The organism is Ramlibacter pinisoli, assembly GCF_009758015.1.
In the GTDB taxonomy this organism is placed as follows: Bacteria; Pseudomonadota; Gammaproteobacteria; order Burkholderiales; family Burkholderiaceae_C; genus Ramlibacter; species Ramlibacter pinisoli.
The window spans coordinates 49,034-72,930 of record NZ_WSEL01000007.1 but is presented as its reverse complement, the minus strand read 5'-3'; the positions used below and the strand labels follow the sequence as shown (position 1 = coordinate 72,930).

Below are 23,897 nucleotides of genomic sequence, written 5' to 3'. Positions count from 1 at the left end.
CGCTCCATTCAGGGAAATGTCCCGGGGGCCGGGACGCGGGGCACGGGCTGCCCCGTGCAATCAGGTGCGCACGTGATCAGGCTTGCGCCAGGGCCAGGCTCCCCGGTCCGAGCGGCCTGTGATGGAGGTGCGGTGGATGAACATTCGAGGGGAGTGTAGCAAAGGGCCCTGGCGTGCCAACCCGGGGCGTTGATTCGATGAAGGAGACCCGCATGCCTGGCCCTGCCCACGCCACTTGGCTCGCGACGCTGTGCATCGCCCTCGCACTCGCTTCGGGCGCGGCGCCCGCCAGCGCCCAGGCCCCGTCCCTCACCGTGGCCGGCGTCCGCTTCGACGACAGCGCCGAGCTGCGCGGCGCCCGGGTCCATCTCCATGGCGCCGGCATCCGCTACAAGGCCGTGTTCCAGGTCTATGCGGCCGGCCTGTACCTGCCGCGCAAGGCGGCCACGGCGGAGGAGGCGCTGGCCATGCCGGGCGCCAAGCGCATCGCGCTGACCATGCTGCGCGACATCGATTCCGGCGAGCTGGGCAAGCTGTTCGCGCGCGGCATGGAGGACAACATGGACAGGCTGGCCTTCTCCCGGCTGGTCCCCGGCGTGCTGCGCATGAGCCAGATCTTCAGCGACCACAAGCGGCTGGCCGCCGGCGACAGCGTCAGCGTCGACTGGCTGCCCGGCACCGGCACGGTGGTCAGCGTGCGTGGCGTGCCACAGGGCGAACCGTTCCGCGAACCCGAGTTCTTCACCGCCCTGCTGCGCATCTGGCTGGGCCCGCACCCGGCCGACTGGAAACTGAAGGACGCCCTCCTCGGCCGGCCCGCAGCGGCGGTGGCGACGCCCTAGACCCAGCGCGCCAGGTCGGCCAGCGTCTCCAGGTAGCCGTCGGCGGGCACGTTGCGCACCGGCTGGCCGTGGTTGTAGCCATAGGTCACCAGCACCACCGGGCAGCCGGCGGCCCGCGCCGCCGCGGCGTCGTTGCTGGAATCGCCCACCACCAGGGTGGCGGCCGGCCGGCTGGCCAGCGCCTCGCAGGCGCGCAGCAGCGGCAGCGGGTCTGGCTTCTTGCGCTCGAACGAGTCGCCGCCGTAGACCACATCGAAGGCACCGGCCAGGCCCTTGGCCTCCAGCAGCACGCGGGCGAAGCCGGCCGGCTTGTTGGTCACGCAGGCCAGCCGCAGCCCGGCCGACCGCAGCGCCCGCAGGCCCTCGGCCACGCCCGGATAGACGCGTGCCGCCCGCCCGTTGAGCGTGCCGTAATGGTGCTGGTAGGCGTCCCAGGCGGCGGCGTACCGGTCCTCGTCGGCGCCCACCGCCCGCAGGGCCGAGCGGATCAGGTGTTCCGAGCCCTTGCCCACCAGCAGCCCCACCGCCTCGGTGGGCAGGACCGGCAGGCCGAGGTCGCGGTGGACCGCGGCCAGGGCGGCGCTGAAGTCACCCAGGGTGTCGACCAGGGTGCCGTCGAGATCGATGATGGCGGCAGTGAGCGCAGGCATCGGGCGAGTGTGCCCGATGCGCTCAGGCCGGCACGGCCACCTGCTGGCGGGCCCAGTGGCGGTGCCGCCCGATCGCCGCCACGAAGTCCTGCGCCAGCGGCACCCGGGCCGCCGGGTCGGCGCGCGAGACCAGCACGCCGGCCGGCGGCGCGTCGTCGGCGTTGACCCCGGCCAGCTTCAGCAGCTCGACGCCGTCGCCGATCACGCAGATCGGCTTGCAGTGGCGGAACGCCTCCAGCACGAAGTGCACCGCGTCGCCGTTCTGCGCCAGCGCCTGCACGTGGCTGGCGCCGCCCGGCACCAGCACGGCGTCGAACAGCACCGAGGCGGTGCTCGCGAAGCAGCAGTCCACCGGCAGCTGCTGCCCCGACGAGGTGGCCACCACGCCCAGGTGCGCGGCCACGATGCGCGTGCCCACCCCGTGCTCGGCCAGTACCTGCTGGACGATCTTCAGGGCACCGATCTCCACCCCGGGCGCCACCAGCACCGCCACCCGGCGGGTAGCGACCGGGCCGGCCACGGTCGCCTCGATGCTCAGCGAGGGCGAGGCTTCGAGCGCCAGCTTGCCGCGCTGCTCGCGGAAGCCCGCCCGGCCGGCAGCGGCCTTGGGATCGGGCGCGCCGAGCGCGAGCACCTCGGCCACCTTGCGCGCCAGCCGCACGTCGACATGGGCCAGGTTGTCGACCACGCGCTGGCGGATCGCCGGCGTCTCCACCCGGGCGAGTTCGTGCTGGAAGGCGGCCACGATGTGGTCCTTCTCGGCCGCGCCCTGGCTGTTCCAGAACAACGTGGCCTGGCTGAAATGGTCATCGAAGGCCGGGCTGCGGCGGCGCACCGTCGACGCCTCCAGCGGGTCCTCGATGCCCTGGAAGCCCTGGTGGCCACCGTCGACGCGGAACTCGGTGCCGTTGCCCAGCGTGTTCGGCTCGTAGCTCACCTGGCCGCGCGGGACCGACTGCCGCCCGGCGCCGTCGCGCTGGTGGTTGTGGAACACGGCCAGCGGCCGGTTGATCGGCAGCTCGTGGAAGTTGGGCCCGCCCAGGCGCGCCAGCTGGCTGTCGGTGTAGGCGAACAGGCGGCCCTGCAGCAGCGGGTCGGCGCTGACGTCGATGCCCGGCACCACGTGGCCGGGATGGAACGCCACCTGCTCGGTCTCGGCGAAGTAGTTGTCCGGGTTGCGGTTGAGCACCAGCCGGCCCACCGGCTGCACCGGCACCAGTTCCTCCGGCACCAGCTTGGTCGGGTCCAGCAGGTCGATGCCCAGCGCCTGCGCCTTGCCGGCCTCGACCAGCTGCACGCCCAGCTCCCACTCCGGGTGGTGGCCCTTGGCGATCGCGTCCCACAGGTCGCGCCGGTGGAAGTCGGGGTCGAGCCCGGCGATGCGGCGCGCCTCGCCGGCGTCGAGTGCGTGCCGCCCGAGTCGCGGCCGCCAATGGAACTTGACGTAGTGCACCACGCCGTGTGCATTGACGAAGCGGTAGGCGTGGATGCCGAAGCCCTCCATCATGCGCAGGCTGCGCGGCAACGCGCGGTCCGACATCAGCCACATCAGCGCGTGCGTGCTCTCGGGCATCAGCGAGACGAAGTCCCAGAAGGTGTCGTGCGCGCTCGAGGCCTGCGGCATGCCGTGGTGCGGCTCCGGCTTGAGCGCATGCATCAGGTCGGGGAACTTCATCGCGTCCTGGATGAAGAACACCGGCGCGCTGGCGCCCACCAGGTCGTAGTTGCCCTCGCGGGTGTAGAACTTGACGGCGAAGCCGCGCAGGTCGCGCACCGTGTCGGCCGAGCCGCGCTCGCCGGCGATGGTGGAAAAGCGCACGAACACCGGCGTGCGCGCCCCGGCCTCCTGCAGGAAGTCGGCGCTGGTGAACTGGCCGAGCGGCTTGGTCACTTCGAAGTAGCCGTGGGCGCCGCAGCCACGCGCATGCACCACCCGCTCGGGGATGCGCTCGTGCCCGAACCGCGACAGCTTGTCCAGCAGGAGGAAGTCCTGCAGCAGCGTCGGCCCGCGCAGGCCGGCGCGCAGCGAGTTGTGGTTGTCGGGGATCACCACGCCCTGGCTGGTGGTGAGCACGGTCTCCGGGTTCTGGGTGTAGGCCTCCAACTGCTTCTGCTTGGCGGAGCCGGCGTCGCCGGCCTTGGTCTTGCGCTGCGCGTCCGGTTTGGACTGGGCCATGGATGCTCCTGGAGGCCGCGTCCCGCGGGGCCGCGGGCGTCGACTGGTTCTGTTCGGTTAGGCCTCGAGGTCGAGCGCGGCTTCGATGGTGTTGACCACCAGCGTCAGCGCCAGTGCACCGGCCGCCGAGGCGGCGCACCAGACAAGCCAATCCGGCACTGTGGCGATGATGTCCATGGCGCGTCTCCTGGGCCTGCTCCCGACTGCAGGAGAGCAGCATACGAAGCTCATGGGGAATCGACCGTAGCCCGGCGGCGGGCGAGTCTGTACGACGCGGATGGCGGCAGGCGTAGGACGGGGCCGACGCAACGGGGCCCGGGCCGGACGCGCCGGCGTCCTACCGTGCACCCGCGGTGGCGCGCGCACGCTAACCCCCATCAGCACCAGGAACCACCACGAGGACCACGCATGCGAGAACGCAAGACGAGCCCACCCGGCAGCGGCGTCGGCGCCGGCGCCGACCGCCCCGATGCCCGCCGCAACGACACGGTGACGCAGCAGGGCGAGGACCGGCATGGCACGCCGCGCCTGCCGCACGAGCGCGACGAATCGGCGGACCAGCAGGCGAGCACGGAACCGTCGGGGCGGCGCATGGCCAGGGCCGGCCGCGCCGACGTGGAGCGCGGCGTCACCGACACCAGCAAGGGCGCCGAACTGGACGCGACCTACGACCAGCTGCGCAAGGACCTGCCGGACGGCGAGAAGCAGTTCCGCCGCTAGCGCGCGCTCAGCCGCGCAGGGCCGCGCGCATGCCGTCGATGACGGCCTTGTAGTCGGGCTTGCCGAAGATCGCGCTGCCGGCCACGAAGGTGTCGGCGCCGGCGGCCGCCACGCGCGCGATGTTGTCGCCCTTGATGCCGCCGTCGACCTCCAGCCGGATGTCGCGCCCGCTGGCGTCGATGCGCTTCCTGGCCTGCTCGATCTTGCGCAGCGCCGAGTCGATGAAGCCCTGGCCGCCGAACCCCGGGTTCACGCTCATGATCAGCACCAGGTCGATCTCGTCGACCAGCCAGTCGAGGACATCCAGCGACGCCGCCGGATTGAACACCAGGCCGGCCTTCACGCCGCGCGCCTTGATCGCCTGCACGCTGCGGTGCGCGTGCGGCGAGGCATCGGGATGGAAACTGATGTAGTCGGCACCGGCCTCGGCGAACGCCTGCGCCAGCGCATCGACCGGCTCCACCATCAGGTGCACGTCCACCGGCACCGGCCGGCCGTCCGGCGTGCGGGCATGCGGCTTGAGCGCCGAGCACACCATCGGGCCGAACGTGAGGTTGGGCACGTAGTGGTTGTCCATCACGTCGAAGTGGATCCAGTCCGCGCCCGCGGCCACGACGTTGCGCACCTCCTCGCCCAGGCGGGCGAAGTCGGCCGAGAGGATGGACGGGGCGATGCGGTGGATGGTGCTCATGGCGCGATTCTCGCAAAAGGAGCCGCGCGGGTACGATCGCGCGATGGCCAAGTACCAGTTCCGCGTCGACGTCCAGCCGGGCTACCTGCCGGAGCAATCGGCCCCCGAGCGCGGCATCTACAGCTTCTCGTACAACATCACCATCACCAACACCGGCGAGGTCGCGGCCCAGCTCATCTCGCGCCACTGGATCATCACCGACGGCACCGGGCAGATCGAGGAGGTGCAGGGGCTGGGGGTGGTGGGCCACCAGCCGCTGCTGCAGCCCGGCCAGTCGTTCCAGTACGCCAGCGGCTGCCGGCTGCGCACGCCGGGCGGCAGCATGCAAGGCAGCTACTTCTTCGTCGGCGAGGACGGCCACCGCTTCGACGTCGAGATCGCGCCCTTCCTGCTCGAGGACGGCGGCCACCGCGTGCTGCACTGAACCGCGCGGGCGGCTCAGCGCGCCGTCCTACAGGCTGAGCCAGCCGCCCCCGCTACATTGCGCCGCGAGGGAGGCACATGCTCGACTTCATGGCCATCTGGGGCCAGTGGCTGCGCCCATCCGCCGGCCTGCCCACCGTGCAATGGTCCCTGCTGCTCGCCATCGCCGCCGTGGTCGGCCACCTCGGGCAGCGCCACCTGGCGTTGCCCAAGCTGGTGGGCTATTCGGCGGTCGGCGCGCTGGCCGGTTGGGCCGGCTTCAGCGGCGCCGCCTGGCCGCTGCAGGGCATCGGCCTGTTCCTGCTCGAGCTGGGCGTCTCGGTGGTGCTGTTCCAGACCGGCGGCCGCATCGCGCTGCGCTGGTTCCGCCACAACCCGATGGTCCTGCTGCAGAGCCTGCTGGAGGCGGCCTTCACCTACGCCGCGGTCTATGCGACGCTGCGCTGGTTCGACGTCCGGCCGGCGGTGGCCGATGCGGTGGCCCTGGTCGCGATCGTTTCCTCGCCGGCCGTGCTGAGCCAGGTCGTCAGCGACACCCGCGGCGCCGGACCCGTGACCGAGCGGGCCATCGTGCTGTCCGCCCTGGGCGCCCTGTACGCGCTCACCGTGGTCGCCGCCCGCGCCGGCCTCCTCAACGGCGGCGGCGAGACCCGGCTGGCCGGCCTGCTCTATCCGGTGCTGGTGGTGCTGGGCCTGTCGGTGGTGGTGGGCGCGGTGATCGCGCTGGCGCTGCGGCTGGCGCTGCAGACCATGAACCCGGCCAGCGAGAACACCGCCATCCTGCTGGTGACCACCATCGCCGCCGGCACCGCGCTGGCGGCGCACTTCGGCGGCTCGGCGCCGCTGGCCGCGCTGCTGGCCGGCCTGCTGCTCAAGCAGCTGCACCCGCGGCCCTGGGCCTGGCCGCGCCAGCTCGGCATGGCAGCGTCGCTGCTGCTGATGCTCAGCTTCCTGCTGGTCTCCGTCGTCGCCGCGCAGGCCGACTGGAACCCCGCCGTCGCCAGCACCGTGCTGGCCTGCGTCGCCGCCCGCAGCGTGGCCAAGGTGGCCGGCGTGCTGCTGGCCAATCCGGGCAGCGGCACCAGCTGGCGCCAGGCACTGGGCACCGGGCTGGCGATGGCGCCCCTGTCGTCGCTGGCGCTGCTGCTGGTGTCGCAGGTCGCGGTCGCCTCGCCGGCGCTCGGCCCGCGGGTGGCCGCCATCGCGCTGCCGGCGATCCTGCTGATGGAGGTGTTCGGCGCCATCCTCGCCACCTTCGTCATCTACCAGGCCGGCGAGAGTTCGCGGGCCGGCGACGAGGCGCTGCGTGGCTGAACCCGGCCTGCCCGCCACCGCGCCGGCCGGTGCCGCGCCGACGCTGCAGCCGTTCGGCGAGTCGCGGTCGCTGACGCTCGGCGTGGAGCTCGAGCTGCAGCTGGTCAACACGCACGACTACGACCTGGCCCCCTACGCCGACGAGATGCTGCGGCTGATGCAGCGACTCGACCTGCCCGGCGCCGTAGTGCCCGAGATGACCTCCAGCATGATCGAGGTGTCGACCGGCATCTGCGAGTCGGCCGCGCACGTGCTGGGCGAGCTCACGCAGCTGCGCGACGGGCTGGTGCGCTGCGCCGACAAGCTCAACATCGCGGTGGTCGGCGGCGGCACCCACCCGTTCCAGCAATGGCACCAGCAGCGCATCTACGACCGGCCCCGGTTCCGCGAGCTGTCCGAGCTGTACGGCTACCTGTCCAAGCAGTTCACGGTGTTCGGCCAGCACGTGCACCTGGGTTGCCCCAGCGCCGACGCCGCGCTGCTGATGCTGCACCGCATGTCGCGCTACATCCCGCACTGCATCGCGCTGTCGGCCTCGTCGCCGTTCGTGCAGGGACAGGACACGCAGTTCGACTCGGCGCGCCTGAACTCGGTGTCGGCCTTCCCGATGTCGGGCCGGGCGCCCTACACCCTGGCCTGGACGCAGTTCGAGGCCTTCTTCGAGCGCGCCACCAGGACCGGCGTGGTGCGCAGCATGAAGGACTTCTACTGGGACATCCGGCCCAAGCCCGAGTACGGCACGATCGAGATCCGGGTCTTCGACACCCCGCTCACGGTGGAGCGGGCGGCGGCGCTGGCCGGCTTCGTGCAGTCGCTGGCGGCCTGGTTCGTGCACGACGAGCCCTTCCAGCCGCAGGAGGACGACTACCTGGTCTACACCTACAACCGCTTCCAGGCCTGCCGCTTCGGGCTGGAGGCGGTGTACGTCGACCCGGTCAGCGGCCGCCACCTGCCGCTGCGCGACCACCTGCTGCAGACCCTGCGGCAGCTGGCCGGCCATGCCCGCCACCTCGGTGCCGGCCCCGCCATCCAGGCGCTGGCCGAGGACGTCGAGCTGGGCACCAACGATGCGCGCTGGCTGCGCCAGCGGCAGGCGCAGGAACGGCTGCTGGCCGAGGTGGTGCGCCAGGGCGCGCAACGGTTCGCCGCCCGCCGCTGAGCTGGCGGCGCGCCAGCCGCCCCGCGCAATGCGCCCGCGTCCTACAGGCAGGCACGGACCGGCTTCCCAGAATGGGCCGCGGCGCCGGGGGGTGCCGCACGCAGGGAGAGCACATGGGCATCATCGGAACCATCGTCGTCGGCTTCATCGTCGGTCTCATCGCCCGGGCCATCAAGCCGGGCGACGACCGCCTGGGCCTCATCATGACCACGCTGCTGGGCATCGCCGGCGCCTTCATCGCCCGCTATGTCGGCATGGCCATGGGCTGGTACCACGAGGGCGAAGCGGCCGGCTGGATCGCGTCGGTGGTCGGCGCCATCGTCCTGCTGGTGATCTACGGCCTGGTGCGCGGCAGCTCGAAGCGACTCTGAGCGCTGCGGCGGCACGGCCGCCGACCCCGACGACTGCCGGACCGCCCACGTCGGGCTGACGGCGCGCGGGCCGCTATCCTTGCCGGTCCGCGCCCATGGGTGAATTCGACCTCATCGACCGTTACTTCCGCCGTCCGGCCGCCGCCGCAGCCGGCGGCGTGGCGCTGGGCATCGGCGACGACTGCGCGCTGCTCGCCCCGACGCCCGGGATGCAGCTGGCGGTCTCCAGCGACCTGCTGCTGGAGGGGCGCCACTTCCTGTCCACCGTCGACCCGGCCCGCCTGGGCCACAAGGCGCTGGCGGTCAACCTGAGCGACCTGGCCGCCTGCGGTGCCCGGCCGCTGGCGTTCACGCTGGCGCTGGCGCTGCCGGCCGCCGACGAGGACTGGCTGGCGCCGTTCGCCCGCGGCCTGCTCGCCCTGGCCGACGCCCACGGCTGCGCGCTGGTCGGCGGCGACACCACGCGCGGGCCGCTGGCGATCTGCATCACCGTGTTCGGCGAGGTGCCGCCCGGCCAGGCGCTGCTGCGGTCGGGGGCACGGGCCGGCGACGACCTCTGGGTCAGCGGGACGGTGGGCGATGCGCGGCTGGCACTCGAGGTGTTCCGCGGCACGCTGCGGCTGCCCGCCGAGGCCTTCGAGGCCGCGCGGCTGCGGCTGGAGCAACCGCAGCCGCGCGTCGCGCTCGGCCAGGCGCTGCGCGGCATCGCCAGTGCGGCGATCGACATCAGCGACGGCCTGCTGGGTGACCTGGGCCACGTGCTGCGCCAGTCCGGGGTCGGGGCGCGGATCGAGGCCGACCGGGCGCTCGGCCTGCTGGCGCTGCGCCGGCTGGCCGCGGATGCCGTGCCCGCGCCGATCCAGCTGGACTGCGTGCTGGCCGGCGGCGACGACTACGAACTGGCGTTCACCGCGCCGCCGGCACGGCGCGACGCGGTGCTGGCGGCCGGCGCCGCCGCCCAGGTCGCGCTCACCCGCATCGGCTGCATCGAGGCGCAGCCCGGGGTGCGGGTGGTCGACGCCAGCGGGGCGGCCCTCGCGCGCGCCTTCGCCTCGTTCGACCACTTCGGCTGAGGACCGCTGCTGTCGGCGGCCACTGCTCCGGCCACGTTGAACCGGGCATGCAACGCCGTTCGCTCCTCCTGCTCGCCGCCGCCGCCAGCGCGCCGGCACTGGCCCTGGCGGCGCGCAGCCGCCCGCGCTACCTGGCCACCGTCTCCTGGGTCACCGACGGCGACAGCGTCTGGCTGCGCCCGCCCTGGGCGGCAGACGGCATCGCGGTGCGGCTGCAGGGCATCGACGCTCCCGAGCGCTGCCAGGCCTGGGGCCCGCAGGCCCGCCAGGCGCTGGCCGCGCGCGTGCTGCACCAGCCGGTGACGGTGGCCGAGCGCGGCCGCGACGACTACGGCCGCACGCTGGCGCGGCTGGAGTGGAACGGCCTGGACGTGGGCGGCTGGCTGGTGTTCTCCGGGCTGGCCTGGTCGGCTGGCTTCGGCCGCCGGCGCGGGCCCTACGACGACCTGCAGGCGCAGGCGCAGCAGGCCCGGCGCGGCCTGTGGTCGCAGTCGCAGCCGCAGCCGCCGCGCTCGTTCCGCAAGCAGCACGGCAGCTGCCCGCACGGCGACACCCGCTAGCCGATGCGGTCCGGCCGGCGCGCCGCGCGGCCGGCGGCCAACCGGCGCCAGGCGCTGCCCACCGCATCCCAGGCGGCGCGCAGGGCCTCGCGCCGCAACGCCTGCGCGCGCGCCAGGGCCTGCTCGCGCAGCAGCTTGTTGGCGGTGACGGTGGCGTGGGTGCTCATGACGCGGCCTCTTGGTTGACGGTCCCGCCACTCTAGGAAGCCCGGGCCGGGCGCGAAACGGCAGCGCGCGCAAAGCGGCCTTGCAGCGGCTGCAACACCAAGCCCCGCAGGGCTACCATTGGACCGATGCGCGCGCTGGCCTTCGACGACCTGCAACTGTTCGCCCGGGTGGCGGACCTGGGCACGCTGTCGGCCGTCGCGCGCGAGCGCGACGTGCCGGTCAGCCAGGTCTCGCGCGCCCTCGCCCGCATCGAGGCTGCCTGCGGCGCCCGCCTCGTCCACCGCTCCACGCACGGCCTGTCGCTCAGCGCCGAAGGCGAGACGCTGCTCGACTACGCGCGCCGGATGCTGGGCACGCTGGACGAGCTGGAAGGCGAGTTCGCCGCCAGCTCGCGCGAGGCCGTCGGCGTGGTGCGCATGGCGGCCAGCACCGTGGTCGCGCACTACCTGCTGGTGCCGGGCCTGCCCGGCCTGGCCGAGCGCCATCCGCGCCTGCGGGTGGAGCTGGAGGTCGGCGACCGGCTGGTGGACATGGCGCGCGACGGCATCGACCTGGCCATCCGCACCGCGACCAGCCTGCCCGACACCGTGGTCGCCCGGCAGATCGGCACGCTGGGGCGCGCGCTCTATGCCGCGCCGGCGTTCGTGGCCCGCCACGGGCTGCCGCGCCGGGTCGAGGACCTGCCGGCGTGCCCGCTGGTCACCAACAACGCCGTGCCCATGCTCAACCAGTGGCCGTTCCAGGTGAAGGGCAAGGCGGTGCGCTTCGCGGCCGAGGGCCAGTGGCGCACCAACGACACCAACATGGCGGCCCGGCTGGTGCTGCAGGGACTGGGGATCGGCCGGCTGGCCTCGCTGGTCGGCGATGAGCTGGTGCGCCAGGGCCGGCTGGTGCCGGTGCTGCCGGCGCTGGTCGACCGCCAGCCGGTGCCCATGTACGCGGTCACCGCCGGTGCCCGCCACCGCCTGCCCAAGATCCGCGCCTGCATCGACTGGTGGGCCGAATGGGTCGCGCAGCTGCAGCAGCCGCAGGCGCAGCGGGCATGACGGCAACCGGCGCCAATCCCGACGGCGAGGCCCAGGTCCCTGGCCGGCCCACGGTGCGCTTCCTGCTCGCGCATCCGGCCCACTTCATCGCGCTCGGCTGCGGCTCCGGCCTCAGCCCGGTGGCACCGGGCACGGTGGGCACCCTGTGGGCCTGGCTCGCGTTCCTGGTGCTGCAGGCCTGGCTGCCGCCGGCGCTGCTGGGCTGGGTCGTGCTGGCCACCGTGCCGCTGGCATGGTGGGCCGCCACCGTCACCGCGCGCCACCTGCGCGTGCTCGACCCGGGCGCCATCGTGGTCGACGAGGTGGTGGCGTTCTGGGCCGTGCTGTGGGTGCTGCTGCCGGCCGGCTGGGGCACGCAGCTGGCGGCCTTCGCGCTGTTCCGTGTCCTCGACGGCGCCAAGCCCGGCCCGGTGGGCTGGGCCGACCGCCGCTTCCACGGCGGCGGCTGGCGTGGCGGCTGGGGCATCGTGTTCGACGACCTGGTGGCGGCGTTCTGCACCCTGCTCCTGCTCGCCCTGTGGAGGCTGTTCACATGACCGCACCGCTGTCGGCGCTCTGCGCCGATCTCGCCGACATCCTGCTCGCCCAGAGCTGGATGCTGGCCACCGCCGAGAGCTGCACCGGCGGGCTGATCGCCGGCGCCTGCACCGACCTGGCCGGCTCCAGCCGCTGGTTCGAGCGCGGCTTCGTCACCTACTCCAACGCCGCCAAGACCGAATCGCTAGGCGTCGACGCGGCGCTGATCGCCGACCACGGCGCCGTGAGCGAGGTGGTCGCGCGGGCGATGGCCTTCGGTGCCGTGCGCCACTCGTGCGCCCAGGTCGGCCTGGCCGTGACCGGCGTCGCCGGCCCCAGCGGCGGCAGCGACGAGAAGCCGGTCGGCACGGTGTGGTTCGGGTTCTCGGTCGGCGGCCGCCTGTCCAGCGAGATGGTCCGCTTCGACGGCGACCGCGCCGCCGTGCGACAGGCGACGGTGCGGCACGCGCTCACCCGGCTGCTGGCGCTGCTGCGCGCCGATGCCTAGCCGGGAGCTTGCGATGGACGCCCAGCGCCAGACCATCGAACGCCTGTACCAGGCGTTCGCCCGCCTCGATGCGGCCGCCATGGGCGACTGCTACGCGCCGGACGCGAGCTTCGACGACGAGGTGTTCTCGCTGCGCGGCCGACGCGAGGTGCAGGGCATGTGGACCATGCTGTGCGAGGCCACCCGCCGCAACGCGCCCGGCGACTGGCGGCTCGAATGGTCCGGCGTCCAGGCCGACGGCGCGAACGGGCAGGCCCACTGGGAAGCCTGGTACCGCTTCAGCGCCACCGGACGGCTGGTGCACAACCGCATCGACGCCAGCTTCCGCTTCGCGCCCGACGGCCGCATCGCCGTCCACCGCGACCGCTTCGATTTCTGGCGCTGGTCGCGGCAGGCGCTGGGCGCACCCGGCCTGCTGCTCGGGTGGACGCCGCTGCTGCGGCGCAAGGTGCGGGCCCAGGCCGGCGCCAACCTGCGCCGCCACCTGGACCGCAGCGCGCCCTGAGTCGCTGGCCGCGGCGCTGCGGATCAGTCCACCAACTCGAGCGCGACCGCACCCAGACCGGTGATGTCGAATTGGATGCGGCGCGGGCCGTCCGGGAACTGGGTGCGCACCATGCTGCCGGTCATGACCAGCTGGCCGGCGCGCAGCCGCTCGCCGCGCCGGGCGAGGTGGTCGGCCAGCCAGGCCACCGGCTGGAAGGGATGGCCGAGGACGTCGCTGCCGCGGCCGCGGCCGAGCTCGACACCGTCGGCACTGGCGCACCCCTCGACCGCCGCCAGGTCCGGCCAGTCGGTCCGGAACGCCCCCAGCACCACGCCGGCATTCCAGGCGTTGTCGGCCACCAGCGAGTGCACGTCGAGCGTCGCGTAGTCGCAGCCCCGGTCGTCGACGATCTCCATCGCCGGCGCTACCGCGTCCACGGCCCGCGCCACGTCGTCGAGGCCGGCCGGACGGCCCGCGGTGTCCAGGTCGCGCCCCAGCCGCACGGCCAGCTCGAACTCGACGCCGAAGCGGCCGTGGTCGTGGCGGCGCAGCCGCACGCCGCTGGGGTGCACCCGGTCGGCCAGCACCACCCCGGCCACCGGATGGTCGATGCCGCACAGGGCCTGCATCGGCGGCGAGGTCAGCCCGATCTTGTAGCCGGCCGGCGGCGCGCGCCGCAGCCGCGCCGTCTCCTGCACGTAGTGCTGCTGGACGTCGTAGGCGGCTTCCAGCGACGCCACCGCGTGCCGCGCGGCGAAGGGCGCGAACGGCCGCCGCTGCCGGTGCTCGTCCAGCAGCCAGTCGGCCACCCCGGCCGCGTCGGGGAACCCGGGCATCAGTCGAGCCGGATGTTCTTGGCCCGGATCACCTGGCCCCAGCGGGCGTACTCGGTCTGGATCGCCTGGGCCATCTCGCGGCTGCTGCTGCCGACCGGCTCGGAGGCGAGGTCGCGGATGCGCTTCTGCATCTCGGGCAGCTGCGTGATGCGGGCGAACTCCGACTGCAGCTTGGCCAGCACCTCGGGCGGCGTGCCGGTGGGCGCCCACACCCCCTGCCAGCCGAGCAGGTCGAAGCCGGGCACCGCCTCCGACATCGTCGGCGTGCCCGGCAGGGCGGCCAGCCGCTTGGGCGTGGTGACGGCCAGCGCCTTGGTCTTGCCGCTGGCCACGAACGGCAGCGCCGACGGGAACGGCTCGAACACCATGGCGACCTGGCCGGCGATGACGTCGGTCACCTGGCCCTGCTTGTACGGCACGTGCAGGAACTCGGCCTTGGTCTGGTCCTGGATGATCTCGAATGCCAGGTGCGAGGCGGTGCCGGGGCCGTAGCTCGCGTACGCCACCTTGCCCGGGTTGCTGCGGGCATAGGCGATCGCCTCGGCCAGGGTGCTGCCCGGGAAGTTGTTGTTGGCCAGCAGGACGTAGCCGGTGGCCAGCGTCATCGAGATCGGCGCCAGGTCCTTCTGCATGTCGTACCCGAGCTTGCCGAACAGGTGCGGGTTCATGGTCGGGATCTGGTTGTAGGCGTACAGCAGCGTGTGGCCGTCGGCCGGCGAACGCGCCACCGCCTCGGCGCCGATGTTGCCGGACGCCCCGGCCTTGTTCTCGACCAGGAACTGCTGGCCGAGCGCGCGCCCGAGGTGCTCGGCGTACAGGCGGGCCATGATGTCGGGGCCGGTGCCCGCGGGCGCCGGCACCACGATCTTGACGGGCTTGGACGGATAGCCGGATTGGGCGGCGGCGGGCGCTGCGGCCAGCGCCAGGGCGACGGCGGCGAGCAGCAGCTGCAGGAACTTTGTCATCAACGTGTCTCCTTCGTTCTCTCTCTCGGTCGCGCGGGGCCGCTCAGGCCGCCAGTTTCTCGCGCTGGAAGATGCCGGCTTCGATCAGGCGCTCGATGCCCGAGGGCGCGATCTCCGCCGCCGGTGCATTGCCGCCGATCATGCCCAGCAGCAGGCCTTCGGCCTCGCCGGCAGCCGGCTGCAGGCACTCGAAGCGGCGCTGCACGCCGACCGGGACGGCGATGAAGTCCAGCGGCTGCAGCACCACGTGCGCGTCGCCCTGGTCGCCCTCCCACTCCACTTTCCAGGTGCCCTTCATCACCATGAAGGTCTCGACCGTGTCGTGCGTGTGCATCAGCACGCCCTTGCCCGGCGCGGCGGCGATGAAGGACACGCCGAAGCCCGCCTTCAGGTGCGAGACGCGCGCCTTGGCGCGGTCGCCGAAGGGCGAGAACTGGCCATCGCCCTTGGGCTGGTCGAACCCGAGCACGTTGAGGAAGGCGCGCCGGCATTCGGGCAGCTGCATGTCGGGCAGCCCGGTCTCGCAGCGCTGCAGGTCGGCAAAGCGCGCCACGCAGGCCTCCATGTCGGCGGATGCGGGTTTCACGGTGGAGATGGCCACGGGTACCTCGGCTAAAGTGGTCGGGCTCCCATTCGAGCACCGGCTCCGCCCAGCCACAATCAAGCGCGCCCAATGGCCGCATAGCCGAACCTGATGCCGCCCCCGTGAAGCGCAGCAACATCAACCTGCTCATCTGCCTGGATGCGCTGCTCACCGAGCGCTCGGTCACCCGCGCCGCGCAGCGGCTGGAGATGAGCCAGCCCGGCATGAGCAACGCGCTGGCGCGCCTGCGCGAGCTCACCGGCGACCCGCTGCTGATCCGCTCGGGCAACGGCTTCCTCCTCACCGAACGGGCCCAGGCCATCGCGCGCAAGGTGCGCAGCGGCATCGAGCTGATGGACGACATCTTCTCGAACGAGGGCCCCCTCGACCTGCAGAACGCCTCCGGCACCCTGACCCTGGCGGCGGCCGAGTCGGTGGGCATGGTGATCGTGCCGGCCCTGGCCCAGGCGCTGGCGGAGCAGGCGCCGGGCGTGACGCTGAACGTGCGCGCCCCCGACCCCGAACACCTGCGCGAATGGCTGAGCGAGGGCGAGTGCGACATCGCCGTCGGCCATTTTCCCGACCTGCACCCGGACCTGCGCAGCACCCCGCTGTTCGTGCAGCCGCTGTCCTGCATCAGCGCCCGCCATGCCGGCCCGCCGCCGGCCGACCTCGCCAGCTACCTGCGCCGCACCCATGTCGTGTTCGGCTCGCCGTTCTCGCCCCGCTCGACGCTGGAGACGACGATCGGCCGCGCGTTGGCCGCGGCCGGCCATGACCGGCTGCGCACGGTACGGGTCTCGTCGGTGCTGCTCATTCCCTACGTGGTCGCCGGCTCCTGCCATGTCGCCACCCTGCCCACCTGGCTGTGCCGGCACTTCGCCGGCGTGCTGCCGCTGCAGCTGTCGGCGGTGCCGTTCGACGTGCCCAGCATCGACACGGTGATGGTCTGGCACGAGCGCACCCACCGGCAGGCGCTGCACGCCTGGCTGCGCGAGCGGATCCGCACCATCGTGCCCGGCCAGGCCGGCCTGGGCGTCGACATCCGGCAGCTGGTCTGAGCACCGGCGCACGCCAAGCGCGCGCAATGCCGCCATTGCGCCACCTTGATGGCCGGCCGCACGCAGCCCGGTTAGCGTCGTGCCTGCAACAGGAGACACGATGTTCGCTTGGAGTGGCGCCGAGCAGGTGCGCGATGGGGTGCGGTGCCGGGTGTTCTCGCCCGCGGCCGACGGCGGGCGGCCGACCGCGGCCCTCTACGAGCCGGCCGGCGCCGCGCCGGCCGCCGACGCGCCGCTGCTGCTGGTCCAGCACGGCGGCAGCAGCGTCAAGGAGGGCCAGGACATCTGGGACGCCGCCGGCGCGTTCGCCGGCCGCCTGGGCTGGCGGGTGGTGGCGCTCGACGGCCCGGTGCACGGGGCCCGCCTGGCCGCCGGCACGCCGGCCGACGGCCCCGCCAACCGGGCCCGCTTCTTCCATGCCTGGGAGCACGACCCCGGCCATGTCGCGCAGCACGTGGCGTGCTGGCGCGGCCTGGTCGACGAGCTCGCGGCGGCCTGGCCGGCCGCGCCGCTGCGCTGGTTCGGCGTCTCGATGGGCACCGCCTACGGCCTGCCGCTGCTGGCCGTGGAGCCGCGCATCGGCCGCGCCGTGCTCGGCATGTGGGGCACCAGCTTCGTGAACTCGGCCCGCCTGCTGGACGACGCGGCCCGGGTGCGCTGCCCGGTGCTGTTCCAGCAGAAGTGGGACGACGAGCTGTTCACCCGCGAGGGCCAGCTGGCCCTGTTCGACGCGCTGGGCACGCCGGACAAGCGGCTGCACGCTTACCCGGGCGGGCACGTGCGCATCGTGGGCGAGCAGCTGCAGGAGCTGGTGCGCTTCCTGGCCGGCTGACGGGCACCCCGGCGCGGCTCAGGCGCCGTGGCACTTCTTGTATTTCTTGCCGCTGCCGCACGGGCAGGGGTCGTTGCGGCCCGGCTGCGGCGCCTGGCGCAGCGGCTCCACCCGCGGGCCCAGGCTCTTCCAGAGCTGGCGCAGGTCGTACACCGCCCAGATCGCCTCGCCGAAGACGTCCAGGCGATGCTCGCTCACGCTCGGCGCGCCGCCCTCGGTGTGCATGTTGAGGGCCGGCTCGCCGCTGTCGGGTCCGGCCAGGGCGGCGACGTCGTCGAGCGCCTCCTCCAGCATCGCGGCCACCTCCTTGTCGCGCGGAGGCGTCCAGTCGGCCGGCCAGGTGCGCACCGCGTGCAGGAAGCCCTCGGCCCAGGCCTGGCCGAACGACGGCAGCTGCGCCGGGTCGGCGTCGCCGCGCTCGCCCTCGGGCAGCGCCAGCACGGCGCCGCGTACGTCCAGCACCTCGGGCTGCAGGGCGCGCTCGTCCTCCAGCGTGTCGACCTCGGCGTCGAGCGCCTGGGCGATCTCCTGGCGCCGCCGGTGCCAGCGCCAGACGAGTTCCATGTGCGCCATGGGACGGAAGGCGTCGCCGAACAGGGCCGGCCAGTACTCCTCGGGCGGGATCTCGCGCCGGCAGCACACCAGGGCGGCCAGGAAGCCCTCGCAGAACTCCCAGTCGGGTGTCTCGGGATCGTGCTCGCGCAGCAGGTCCAGCTCGGCGTCGAGCGCGTCGTAGTCGTCGGCCGCCAGCGGCGCCGGATCGGGGGTGGCAGGGGTCATGGCACGAGGGGTTCGGTCGGCAGCGGGGCGCGGGCGGTGACGGCCAGGCCGGCCAGGCGCCGGCGCAGCGCCAGCACCTCGGCGTCCTTGCTCAGCAGCAGGGCGGCGCTGGCGACCGCGAGGTCGATGAATTTCTGGTCGTCGGGATCGCCGCAGGTGACCGCCGCCTTGGCCGGCGCGCCGACGACGGTGGCGTGACGGTCGAAGCGGGCCAGCACGTCGGCCGCCGCCAGCCCGCGCCGGGCCAGCCGCGGCTGCAGCTTGGGATAGTCGAGCACGCGGGCCAGCTCGTCGCGCATGGCGGCCGTGGCCAGCCAGCGCACCAGCCCCGCGTCCAGGGCCGGCAGCAGCGGGCGCACCGCCAGGTCGTCGAAGACGAAGGCGTCGAGCACCACGTTGGTGTCAAGCACCAGGGGCTGCGGCATCGCGCGCGCGGGCCGAGCCCGCCACCATGTCGAACCGGAACAGCCGGCACTCGATCGGTCCGTTCCACAGCGGCACCCGGCGCGACTCCTTCAGCCGCATGCGGCCGGGCAGCTTGAGGTCGGGCGTCAGCACCCAGGCCGTCCAGCCGGCGTAGTGGCGCTTCCAGTGCGCCGCCAGCTGGACGAAGAAGTCCTGGCCGGCGTCGGTCTCGGCGCGTTCGCGGCCGCCGCGCGTGCGCCCGGCCACCCCGGCAGTCTCGATCCGCTCGCCATAGGGCGGGTTGACCAGCAGCAGGCCGGGCGCGTCGGCCGGCGGCTGCCGCTGCAGGGCGTCGCCGCCGCGGAACTGCACGGCCTGGGCGACGCCGGCGCGCTCGGCGTTGCGCTGCGCGAAGTCGACCATGCGGAAGGCGACGTCGCTGCCGAACACCGGCGCCGCCGGGGCGTGCTGGCCGGCGACCGCCTCGTCCTTGAGCTGGGTCCAGACATGCGGCTGGTGCGGCAGCATGCGTTCGAAGGCGAAGCGCCGGCCGACCCCGGGCGCGATGCCGCAGGCGACCTGCGCCGCCTCGATGGCGATGGTGCCGCTGCCGCAGCAGGGGTCGTACAGCGGCCGCGTGCCGTCCCAGCCGCTGGCCGCCAGCATGGCCGCGGCCAGGGTCTCCTTCAGCGGCGCCTCGCCGGTGTCCTCGCGCCAGCCGCGCTTGAACAGCGGCTCGCCCGAGGTGTCGATGTACAGCGTGCAGTGGGTCGAGGTGAGGTGGCCGTAGACGCGCACCTCGGGCCGCTGGGTGTCGACGTCGGGCCGGGCGCCGGCGCGCTGGCGGAAGCGGTCGGCGACGGCGTCCTTGATGCGCAGGGTGGCGAAGTTCAGGCTCTTGAGCGGGCTGTGCTGGGCGGTGACCTCGACCTTGAAGCGCTGCCGCGGCGTGAACCAGGCTTCCCAGGCCACCGCACCGGCGGCCTGGTACAGGTCGTCCTCGCCGCGGTAGGGCGTGTGCGACAGCTGCACCAGCACGCGCTGCGCCAGCCGGCTGTGCAGGTTCAGGCGCAGGGCGTCGCGCCAGCCGGCGCGCAGCAGCACGCCGGCGCGCCCGACCAGCAGGTCGTCGCCGGCCAGGCCGGTGAGCCGGTGCACCTCGTCGGCCAGGAGGTCCTCGACCCCCGCCGCGCAGGGCAGGAACAGCTGCAGGTCAGTCATGGGAGGTGAGCGCCACCGGGCCGCCCCAAGGCGCGAGGGCCCCCTCGGGGGGCAGCGCAGGACACGCAGGGACAAGCGTGGGGGTCATTCATTCAAAGCGCCTTGCGCAGGTTGGCGGGCGCGATGCGCAGGGCCTCGCGGTACTTGGCCACGGTGCGGCGCGCGCACTCGATGCCCTGCTCCTTGAGCATGTCGGAGATCTGGCTGTCCGACAGCGGCTTGCGGGCGTCCTCGGAGGCGACGAACTGGCGGATCAGCGCCCGCACCGCCGTCGAGGAGGCGTTGCCGCCGGTCTCGGTGCCCAGCGCCGAGCCGAAGAAGTACTTCAGCTCGAAGGTGCCGTAGGGCGTGCTCATGTACTTGGCGGTGGTGACGCGCGAGATGGTGGACTCGTGCAGCCCCAGCTCGTCGGCGATCTCGCGCAGCACCAGCGGCCGCATGGCGAGCTCGCCGTGGACGAAGAAGTTCTTCTGCCGCTCGACGATGGCGTTGGACACCCGCAGGATGGTGTCGAAGCGCTGCTGGATGTTCTTGATGAACCAGCGCGCCTCCTGCAGCCGCTGCTGCAGCGCCTGGTGGCCCTCGCCCTTGTGGGCCTTGAGCGCGCCGGCATAGACGTCGTGCACGCGCAGGCGCGGCATCACGTCGGGGTTGAGCTGGACCCGGAAGCGGAACTGGTTGCCGCGCCCGACCTTGGTGACCAGCACGTCGGGCACCACGATGTTGCGTTCGACGTCGACGAAGCGGCGCCCGGGCTTGGGCTCCAGCCGCGTGATGAGGGCCATGGCGGCCTTGATGCGGGCCTCGGGTTCGGCGCACAGCTGGGCCAGCCGCTTGACGTCGCGCCGCGCCAGCAGGTCCATCGGATGGCGGCAGATCGCCAGCGCGGTCTCGCAACCCTCGGCGTCGCCGTCGTCGGCCAGCAGGACCCGCAGCTGCAGCGTCAGGCACTCGGCCAGCGAGCGGGCACCGACGCCCGGCGGATCCAGGTGGTGCAGCAGCCGCAGGGCCACCGTGAAGCGGTGCACCAGCTCCTCCTGCTGCTCGAGGTCGTCGGGCGCCAGCCCGGCGGCCAGCTCCTCCAGCGACTCCTCGAGGTAGCCGTCGTCGTTGAGCGACTCGATCAGGAAGCGCAGCGCCGCCCGGTCCTCCTCGGCCAGCCGCAGCGACAGTGCCTGCCGGTGCAGGTGCGCCTGCAGCGACTCGTGCGGCCGGGCCAGGTCGGCGGCGTCGACCTCCTCGTCGCCGCCCAGGTTGTTGCGCCGGGCCTGCGACTCGCCGCCCCATTCGCCGTCGTCGGGAATGACCTCGGTGCTGCCGTCGCCCTCCCAGTCCTGCGGGCCGGCGTCGACCGCCGGCGTGTCGGCCTCGCCGGGCGCCGCCGTGCCGCTGCTGCCCTCGTAGGCCGCGAACTCGGTCGGCCCGTCGCCATCGCGGTCGCCCTCGGGCGCCGGCAGGTCGGCGCGGTCGACGCCGAATTCCTCGCGCGGGGCCTCCTCCTGGGTCACTTCCAGGAACGGGTTGTCCCCGAGCATCTGCTCGACTTCCTGCGACAGCTCCAGCGTCGACAGCTGGAGCAGGCGGATGGACTGCTGCAGCTGCGGCGTGAGTGCCAGGTGCTGCGAGACGCGTAGCGACAGTCCCTGCTTCATGGCGCCACCGTCACATTCGGAAGTGTTCGCCGAGGTAGACCCGGCGCACGTCGACGTTGTTGACGATCTCGGCCGGCGTGCCCTGCGCCAGCACCTCCCCGTCGCTGATGATGTAGGCGTGGTCGCAGATGCCCAGCGTCTCGCGCACGTTGTGGTCGGTGATCAGCACCCCGATGCCGCGCGCCTTGAGGAAGCCGATGATGCGCTGGATCTCGATGACGGCGATCGGGTCGATGCCGGCGAACGGCTCGTCCAGCAGGATGAAGCGCGGCTGGGTGGCCAGCGCACGCGCGATCTCGACCCGGCGCCGCTCGCCGCCGGACAGCGCCACGGCGGGCGAGTCGCGCAGGTGGTCGACCCGCAGGTCGGCCAGCAGGGCGCTCAGGCGCTCCTCGATGGTCTCGCGCGGCAGCGCGCGGCCGTCCGGGCCGTGCTGCAGTTCCAGCACCGCGCGCACGTTCTCGGCAACGTTCAGCTTGCGGAAGATCGACGCTTCCTGCGGCAGGTACGACAGCCCCAGCCGCGAGCGGCGGTGGATGGGCATGTGGGCGACCGGCTGGCCGTCGATGGTGATCTCGCCGGCATCGGCGCGCACCAGCCCGACGATCATGTAGAACGAGGTGGTCTTGCCGGCGCCGTTGGGCCCGAGCAGCCCCACCACCTCGCCCTTGTCGACCCCGAGCGAGACGTCCTTGACCACCTTGCGGCTGCCGTAGGTCTTCTGCAGGTGGCGCGCCTCCAGCCGGCTGCGTTCCATGGCGGGTGCGGCGGCCGGCTCGGCCGCCCCGTGGGCGTCGACCCTCACTGGGCCTCTCCGCGCAGCCCGGGGCTGGAGCGCAACTGCGCCGGCGGCGTGGCCGGCGTGCGCGGCGCCGCCGGGGCCGAGGCGCTCTCGCGCGGGGCCAGCACCGCCCGCACCCGGCCGCCCGGCGTCGGCGAGGCCGGGCCGCCGTCGACGGTGAAGACGTCGGTGGTGTTCTCGTAGGTGATCAGGCTGCCGGCCATCTCGTCGGCCAGGGTGGCGCCGCGGTAGCGGCGCATCTCGGCGCGGCGGATGAACTTCACCCGGTCGGCCTTGCCGTCGTACTCGATGACCTCGCCCTCGCCCTCGATGAACTCGTCGAGCCCCTCGCGTTTCTGGCGGTAGAAGGCGCGCTGGCCCGGGGCGGCGGTGACCACGCCGTACTGGTAGCCCTCGGGGTCCTGGCGGACATCGAGCCGCGCGCCGCGGATGAGGATGGTGCCCTTGGTCAGGACCACCCGGCCGGTGAACACGCTGGCCTGGCGCAGGTCGTCGTAGCGCAGCGCGTCGGACTCGATGTTCATCGGCTTGTCGCGATCGGCTTTTTCGGCGTGCAGCAGCCCGGGTGCGGCGGCCGCGAAGGCCAGCAGGACGGCGACAAGGGTGGATCTCATAAAGGCATGAATCTTGCTGGCCCATTGTAGCGGCCCGCTCCGGGTGCCCCATGGAAAAAGCCCGCCGGGGCGGGCTTGCGGGGCCTCTCGACAGCCGCCTGCAAGGCGGCCTCGGAAGGGGGTCAGCGGGCCTTGCGGGCTTCGCCCACCAGGAATTCCACCACCTGCAGCGCGCGCGGCATGGTGCCGGCCATCGACCCGTCGGTGTACCACTTGCCGGCCACGCCCAGGGCCGGCACGCCCTCGACCTGGAACGCGTTCTGCAGCTGGGTGGCCTTGCGGGCCTTGGTCTGGACCGAGAACGAGTTGTAGATCTCCTGGAACTTGGCCTTGTCCAGGCCGTTCTTCTCGGCCCAGGCCACGATCTGGTCTTCCTTGGCGGTGGGCTGCTTGTCGACGTGGATGGCGTTGAACACCTTGCGGTGCAGGTCGTCCAGCTTGCCCATCGCCTCCAGCGTGTAGAACAGGCGCTGCTGGGGCACGAAGTCGTCGCGGAAGGCGACCGGCACGCGCCGCAGCACCACGTCGGGCGGCAGCTTCTTGGTCCAGGCTTCCAGCTGCGGCTCGAAGGCGTTGCAGTGCGGGCAGCTGTACCAGAAGAACTCGATCACCTCGACCTTGCCGGCCGCCACCTCGACCGGGACCTGCTTGTCGAGGGTCTTGAACTCGCGGCCGTCCTCGGGCTTCTTCTGGGCCTGGGCCACCTGCGGCAGGCCCAGGCCGGCCAGGGCCGCCGCGCCGGACACGCCGGCAAACTCACGTCGATTCATGCTCTCTTTCACTCCTTGAGTTCAGCTCTGAGCCGGACAGCAGGCGTTGGTTCCCTACCTCTGCACGCGCACCAGGGCGGTCTCGATGCCGCCGGCCTCGAGCTTTTCCTTGCTGCGGTCCGCGTCGTCCTTCTTCTCGAACGGCCCCACCCGGACCCGGAACACGGTGCGGCCGGACTGCTCGCGCTCGGTGACCTTGGCCTCGATGCCCATGAGCGACAGCTTGGCGCGCTGCGCCTCGGCGTCGTCGACGGTGCGGAAGGCGCCGGTCTGCACGAAGTAGAGGAAGGGATCCGGCGCGCCGCTGCCGGCCCGCGCGGCGGCGAACTCGCCCAGCGGGTCGCCAGCCGGTCGGGGTGCCGAGGCGGCCGCGGCGGCGGGCCGCTCGGGCGTGGCGGCAACCGGTGCCGACGCCGGGCCGGAGGGCGCCACGGCCGGCGCCGGTGGCAGCGGCCGGGCGGGATTCTTGCCGTACAGGGGCGCGTTGGGATCCCAGTCCTTGTTCTTGCGGGACTCGGCCGCGTCCTGCTCGGGCGTGCGGCCCGGGTTCTTGCTCATGAACGGGACCGGGACCTTGGTGACGTAGACGGCGACCGCCAGGGCCGCCGCGAGCCCGAGCACCACGCCGATGATGATGCCCACGAGGACGTTGCCGCGCTGTCTGTTCATGTT

The 23,897-nt window shown here is 73.0% G+C and carries 29 protein-coding genes; 14 read left to right on the top strand and 15 right to left on the bottom strand.

The features are described 5' to 3' along the window. Positions 1-212: 212 nt before the first annotated feature. Positions 213-842 (top strand): chalcone isomerase family protein, encoded by a 630-nt coding sequence (locus tag GON04_RS14455; RefSeq protein ID WP_157398783.1) that lies wholly within the window; start codon positions 213-215, stop codon positions 840-842. Here GON04_RS14455 and gph read toward each other — a convergent pair. Both gph and GON04_RS14445 read right to left on the bottom strand, forming a co-directional pair. Continuing rightward, a complete protein-coding gene (gene gph / locus GON04_RS14450; RefSeq protein ID WP_157398782.1) occupies positions 839-1,492 on the bottom strand; it encodes a phosphoglycolate phosphatase in 654 nt (217 codons plus the stop codon). The genes GON04_RS14455 and gph overlap by 4 nt on opposite strands. Positions 1,493-1,514: 22 nt before the next feature. After that, positions 1,515-3,668: a catalase gene (locus GON04_RS14445; protein ID WP_157398781.1), complete on the bottom strand. Its 2,154-nt coding sequence runs from the start codon at positions 3,666-3,668 to the stop codon at positions 1,515-1,517. Between the two features lie 408 nt (positions 3,669-4,076). Between GON04_RS14445 and GON04_RS14440 the strand changes: the two genes are divergently transcribed. Then, positions 4,077-4,388: a hypothetical protein gene (locus tag GON04_RS14440; protein ID WP_157398780.1), complete on the top strand. Its 312-nt coding sequence runs from the start codon at positions 4,077-4,079 to the stop codon at positions 4,386-4,388. Positions 4,389-4,395: 7 nt separating this feature from the next. Here the strand turns inward: GON04_RS14440 and rpe are convergent, their stop codons facing one another. Further along, positions 4,396-5,079, bottom strand: a complete 684-nt coding sequence (gene rpe, locus GON04_RS14435; protein ID WP_157398779.1) for a ribulose-phosphate 3-epimerase — start codon at positions 5,077-5,079, stop codon at positions 4,396-4,398. Positions 5,080-5,122: 43 nt separating this feature from the next. On the opposite strand from rpe, the gene apaG reads away from it, so the two are divergent. The 6 genes from apaG (at position 5,123) to GON04_RS14405 (ending at position 9,979) form a co-directional block, all read left to right on the top strand. Then, a complete protein-coding gene (gene apaG / locus GON04_RS14430) occupies positions 5,123-5,503 on the top strand; it encodes a Co2+/Mg2+ efflux protein ApaG (RefSeq protein ID WP_157398778.1) in 381 nt (126 codons plus the stop codon). Positions 5,504-5,580: 77 nt separating this feature from the next. Next, positions 5,581-6,816 (top strand): cation:proton antiporter domain-containing protein, encoded by a 1,236-nt coding sequence (locus tag GON04_RS14425; protein WP_157398777.1) that lies wholly within the window; start codon positions 5,581-5,583, stop codon positions 6,814-6,816. A gap of 7 nt (positions 6,817-6,823) precedes the next feature. Continuing rightward, positions 6,824-7,975: a YbdK family carboxylate-amine ligase gene (locus GON04_RS14420; RefSeq protein ID WP_181654078.1), complete on the top strand. Its 1,152-nt coding sequence runs from the start codon at positions 6,824-6,826 to the stop codon at positions 7,973-7,975. A gap of 113 nt (positions 7,976-8,088) precedes the next feature. Beyond that, positions 8,089-8,346, top strand: a complete 258-nt coding sequence (locus GON04_RS14415; RefSeq protein WP_157398776.1) for a GlsB/YeaQ/YmgE family stress response membrane protein — start codon at positions 8,089-8,091, stop codon at positions 8,344-8,346. Positions 8,347-8,441: 95 nt separating this feature from the next. Next, positions 8,442-9,419 carry a thiamine-phosphate kinase gene (gene thiL, locus GON04_RS14410; protein WP_157398775.1) on the top strand — a complete coding sequence of 326 codons (978 nt, stop codon included), beginning with the start codon at positions 8,442-8,444 and terminating at the stop codon, positions 9,417-9,419. 47 nt (positions 9,420-9,466) lie between these two features. Beyond that, entirely contained in the window at positions 9,467-9,979 is a 513-nt protein-coding gene (locus GON04_RS14405) for a thermonuclease family protein (protein WP_157398774.1), read from the top strand. Here GON04_RS14405 and GON04_RS14400 read toward each other — a convergent pair. Then, positions 9,976-10,146: a hypothetical protein gene (locus GON04_RS14400; protein WP_157398773.1), complete on the bottom strand. Its 171-nt coding sequence runs from the start codon at positions 10,144-10,146 to the stop codon at positions 9,976-9,978. The two genes, GON04_RS14405 and GON04_RS14400, sit on opposite strands and share 4 nt — an antisense overlap. Positions 10,147-10,272: 126 nt before the next feature. Between GON04_RS14400 and GON04_RS14395 the strand changes: the two genes are divergently transcribed. Genes GON04_RS14395 through GON04_RS14380 form a run of 4 tightly spaced genes read left to right on the top strand, consistent with a single transcriptional unit; the run spans position 10,273 to position 12,722 of the window. Continuing rightward, positions 10,273-11,193 (top strand): LysR family transcriptional regulator, encoded by a 921-nt coding sequence (locus tag GON04_RS14395; RefSeq protein WP_157398772.1) that lies wholly within the window; start codon positions 10,273-10,275, stop codon positions 11,191-11,193. Continuing rightward, a complete protein-coding gene (locus GON04_RS14390) occupies positions 11,190-11,729 on the top strand; it encodes a phosphatidylglycerophosphatase A family protein (protein ID WP_181654075.1) in 540 nt (179 codons plus the stop codon). The genes GON04_RS14395 and GON04_RS14390 overlap by 4 nt, the downstream gene beginning before the upstream one ends. Next, positions 11,726-12,217, top strand: a complete 492-nt coding sequence (locus tag GON04_RS14385) for a CinA family protein (RefSeq protein ID WP_157398770.1) — start codon at positions 11,726-11,728, stop codon at positions 12,215-12,217. The genes GON04_RS14390 and GON04_RS14385 overlap by 4 nt, the downstream gene beginning before the upstream one ends. A 13-nt stretch (positions 12,218-12,230) precedes the next feature. Further along, complete coding sequence (locus tag GON04_RS14380; RefSeq protein ID WP_157398769.1) at positions 12,231-12,722, top strand: nuclear transport factor 2 family protein; 492 nt, start codon at positions 12,231-12,233, stop codon at positions 12,720-12,722. A gap of 23 nt (positions 12,723-12,745) precedes the next feature. Here GON04_RS14380 and GON04_RS14375 read toward each other — a convergent pair whose 3' ends face one another. From GON04_RS14375 to GON04_RS14365, 3 genes are read right to left on the bottom strand one after another with little or no spacing between them, the layout of a single operon-like run. Next, positions 12,746-13,540, bottom strand: coding sequence for a 2-keto-4-pentenoate hydratase (locus tag GON04_RS14375; protein WP_157398768.1), 795 nt, complete (start codon positions 13,538-13,540; stop codon positions 12,746-12,748). Then, on the bottom strand, positions 13,540-14,505 hold the full coding sequence (locus tag GON04_RS14370; RefSeq protein WP_157398767.1) for a Bug family tripartite tricarboxylate transporter substrate binding protein: 966 nt from the start codon (positions 14,503-14,505) through the stop codon (positions 13,540-13,542). The genes GON04_RS14375 and GON04_RS14370 overlap by 1 nt, the downstream gene beginning before the upstream one ends. 43 nt (positions 14,506-14,548) lie before the next feature. Continuing rightward, positions 14,549-15,091 (bottom strand): cupin domain-containing protein, encoded by a 543-nt coding sequence (locus tag GON04_RS14365; RefSeq protein ID WP_198349298.1) that lies wholly within the window; start codon positions 15,089-15,091, stop codon positions 14,549-14,551. 119 nt (positions 15,092-15,210) lie between these two features. Between GON04_RS14365 and GON04_RS14360 the strand changes: the two genes are divergently transcribed. Continuing rightward, positions 15,211-16,149 (top strand): LysR substrate-binding domain-containing protein, encoded by a 939-nt coding sequence (locus GON04_RS14360; RefSeq protein WP_181654074.1) that lies wholly within the window; start codon positions 15,211-15,213, stop codon positions 16,147-16,149. A gap of 100 nt (positions 16,150-16,249) precedes the next feature. After that, positions 16,250-16,981, top strand: coding sequence for an alpha/beta fold hydrolase (locus tag GON04_RS14355; RefSeq protein WP_157398764.1), 732 nt, complete (start codon positions 16,250-16,252; stop codon positions 16,979-16,981). Between the two features lie 18 nt (positions 16,982-16,999). Here GON04_RS14355 and GON04_RS14350 read toward each other — a convergent pair whose 3' ends face one another. The 8 genes from GON04_RS14350 to GON04_RS14315 form a co-directional block, all read right to left on the bottom strand. Continuing rightward, positions 17,000-17,761 carry a YecA/YgfB family protein gene (locus GON04_RS14350; RefSeq protein ID WP_157398763.1) on the bottom strand — a complete coding sequence of 254 codons (762 nt, stop codon included), beginning with the start codon at positions 17,759-17,761 and terminating at the stop codon, positions 17,000-17,002. Continuing rightward, on the bottom strand, positions 17,758-18,171 hold the full coding sequence (locus GON04_RS14345) for a putative toxin-antitoxin system toxin component, PIN family (RefSeq protein ID WP_338050973.1): 414 nt from the start codon (positions 18,169-18,171) through the stop codon (positions 17,758-17,760). The genes GON04_RS14350 and GON04_RS14345 overlap by 4 nt, the downstream gene beginning before the upstream one ends. Next, positions 18,164-19,387: a THUMP domain-containing class I SAM-dependent RNA methyltransferase gene (locus GON04_RS14340; RefSeq protein WP_157398761.1), complete on the bottom strand. Its 1,224-nt coding sequence runs from the start codon at positions 19,385-19,387 to the stop codon at positions 18,164-18,166. The genes GON04_RS14345 and GON04_RS14340 overlap by 8 nt, the downstream gene beginning before the upstream one ends. Before the next feature lie 92 nt (positions 19,388-19,479). Next, on the bottom strand, positions 19,480-21,039 hold the full coding sequence (locus GON04_RS14335; protein WP_157398760.1) for an RNA polymerase factor sigma-54: 1,560 nt from the start codon (positions 21,037-21,039) through the stop codon (positions 19,480-19,482). A 10-nt stretch (positions 21,040-21,049) separates the two neighbouring features. After that, positions 21,050-21,796, bottom strand: a complete 747-nt coding sequence (gene lptB / locus GON04_RS14330) for an LPS export ABC transporter ATP-binding protein (RefSeq protein WP_157398795.1) — start codon at positions 21,794-21,796, stop codon at positions 21,050-21,052. 44 nt (positions 21,797-21,840) lie between these two features. Continuing rightward, a complete protein-coding gene (gene lptA, locus GON04_RS14325) occupies positions 21,841-22,455 on the bottom strand; it encodes a lipopolysaccharide transport periplasmic protein LptA (RefSeq protein WP_157398759.1) in 615 nt (204 codons plus the stop codon). A gap of 122 nt (positions 22,456-22,577) precedes the next feature. After that, positions 22,578-23,225, bottom strand: coding sequence for a thiol:disulfide interchange protein DsbA/DsbL (locus tag GON04_RS14320; protein WP_157398758.1), 648 nt, complete (start codon positions 23,223-23,225; stop codon positions 22,578-22,580). A gap of 54 nt (positions 23,226-23,279) precedes the next feature. Continuing rightward, positions 23,280-23,894, bottom strand: coding sequence for an SPOR domain-containing protein (locus tag GON04_RS14315; RefSeq protein ID WP_157398757.1), 615 nt, complete (start codon positions 23,892-23,894; stop codon positions 23,280-23,282). Positions 23,895-23,897: the final 3 nt, after the last annotated feature.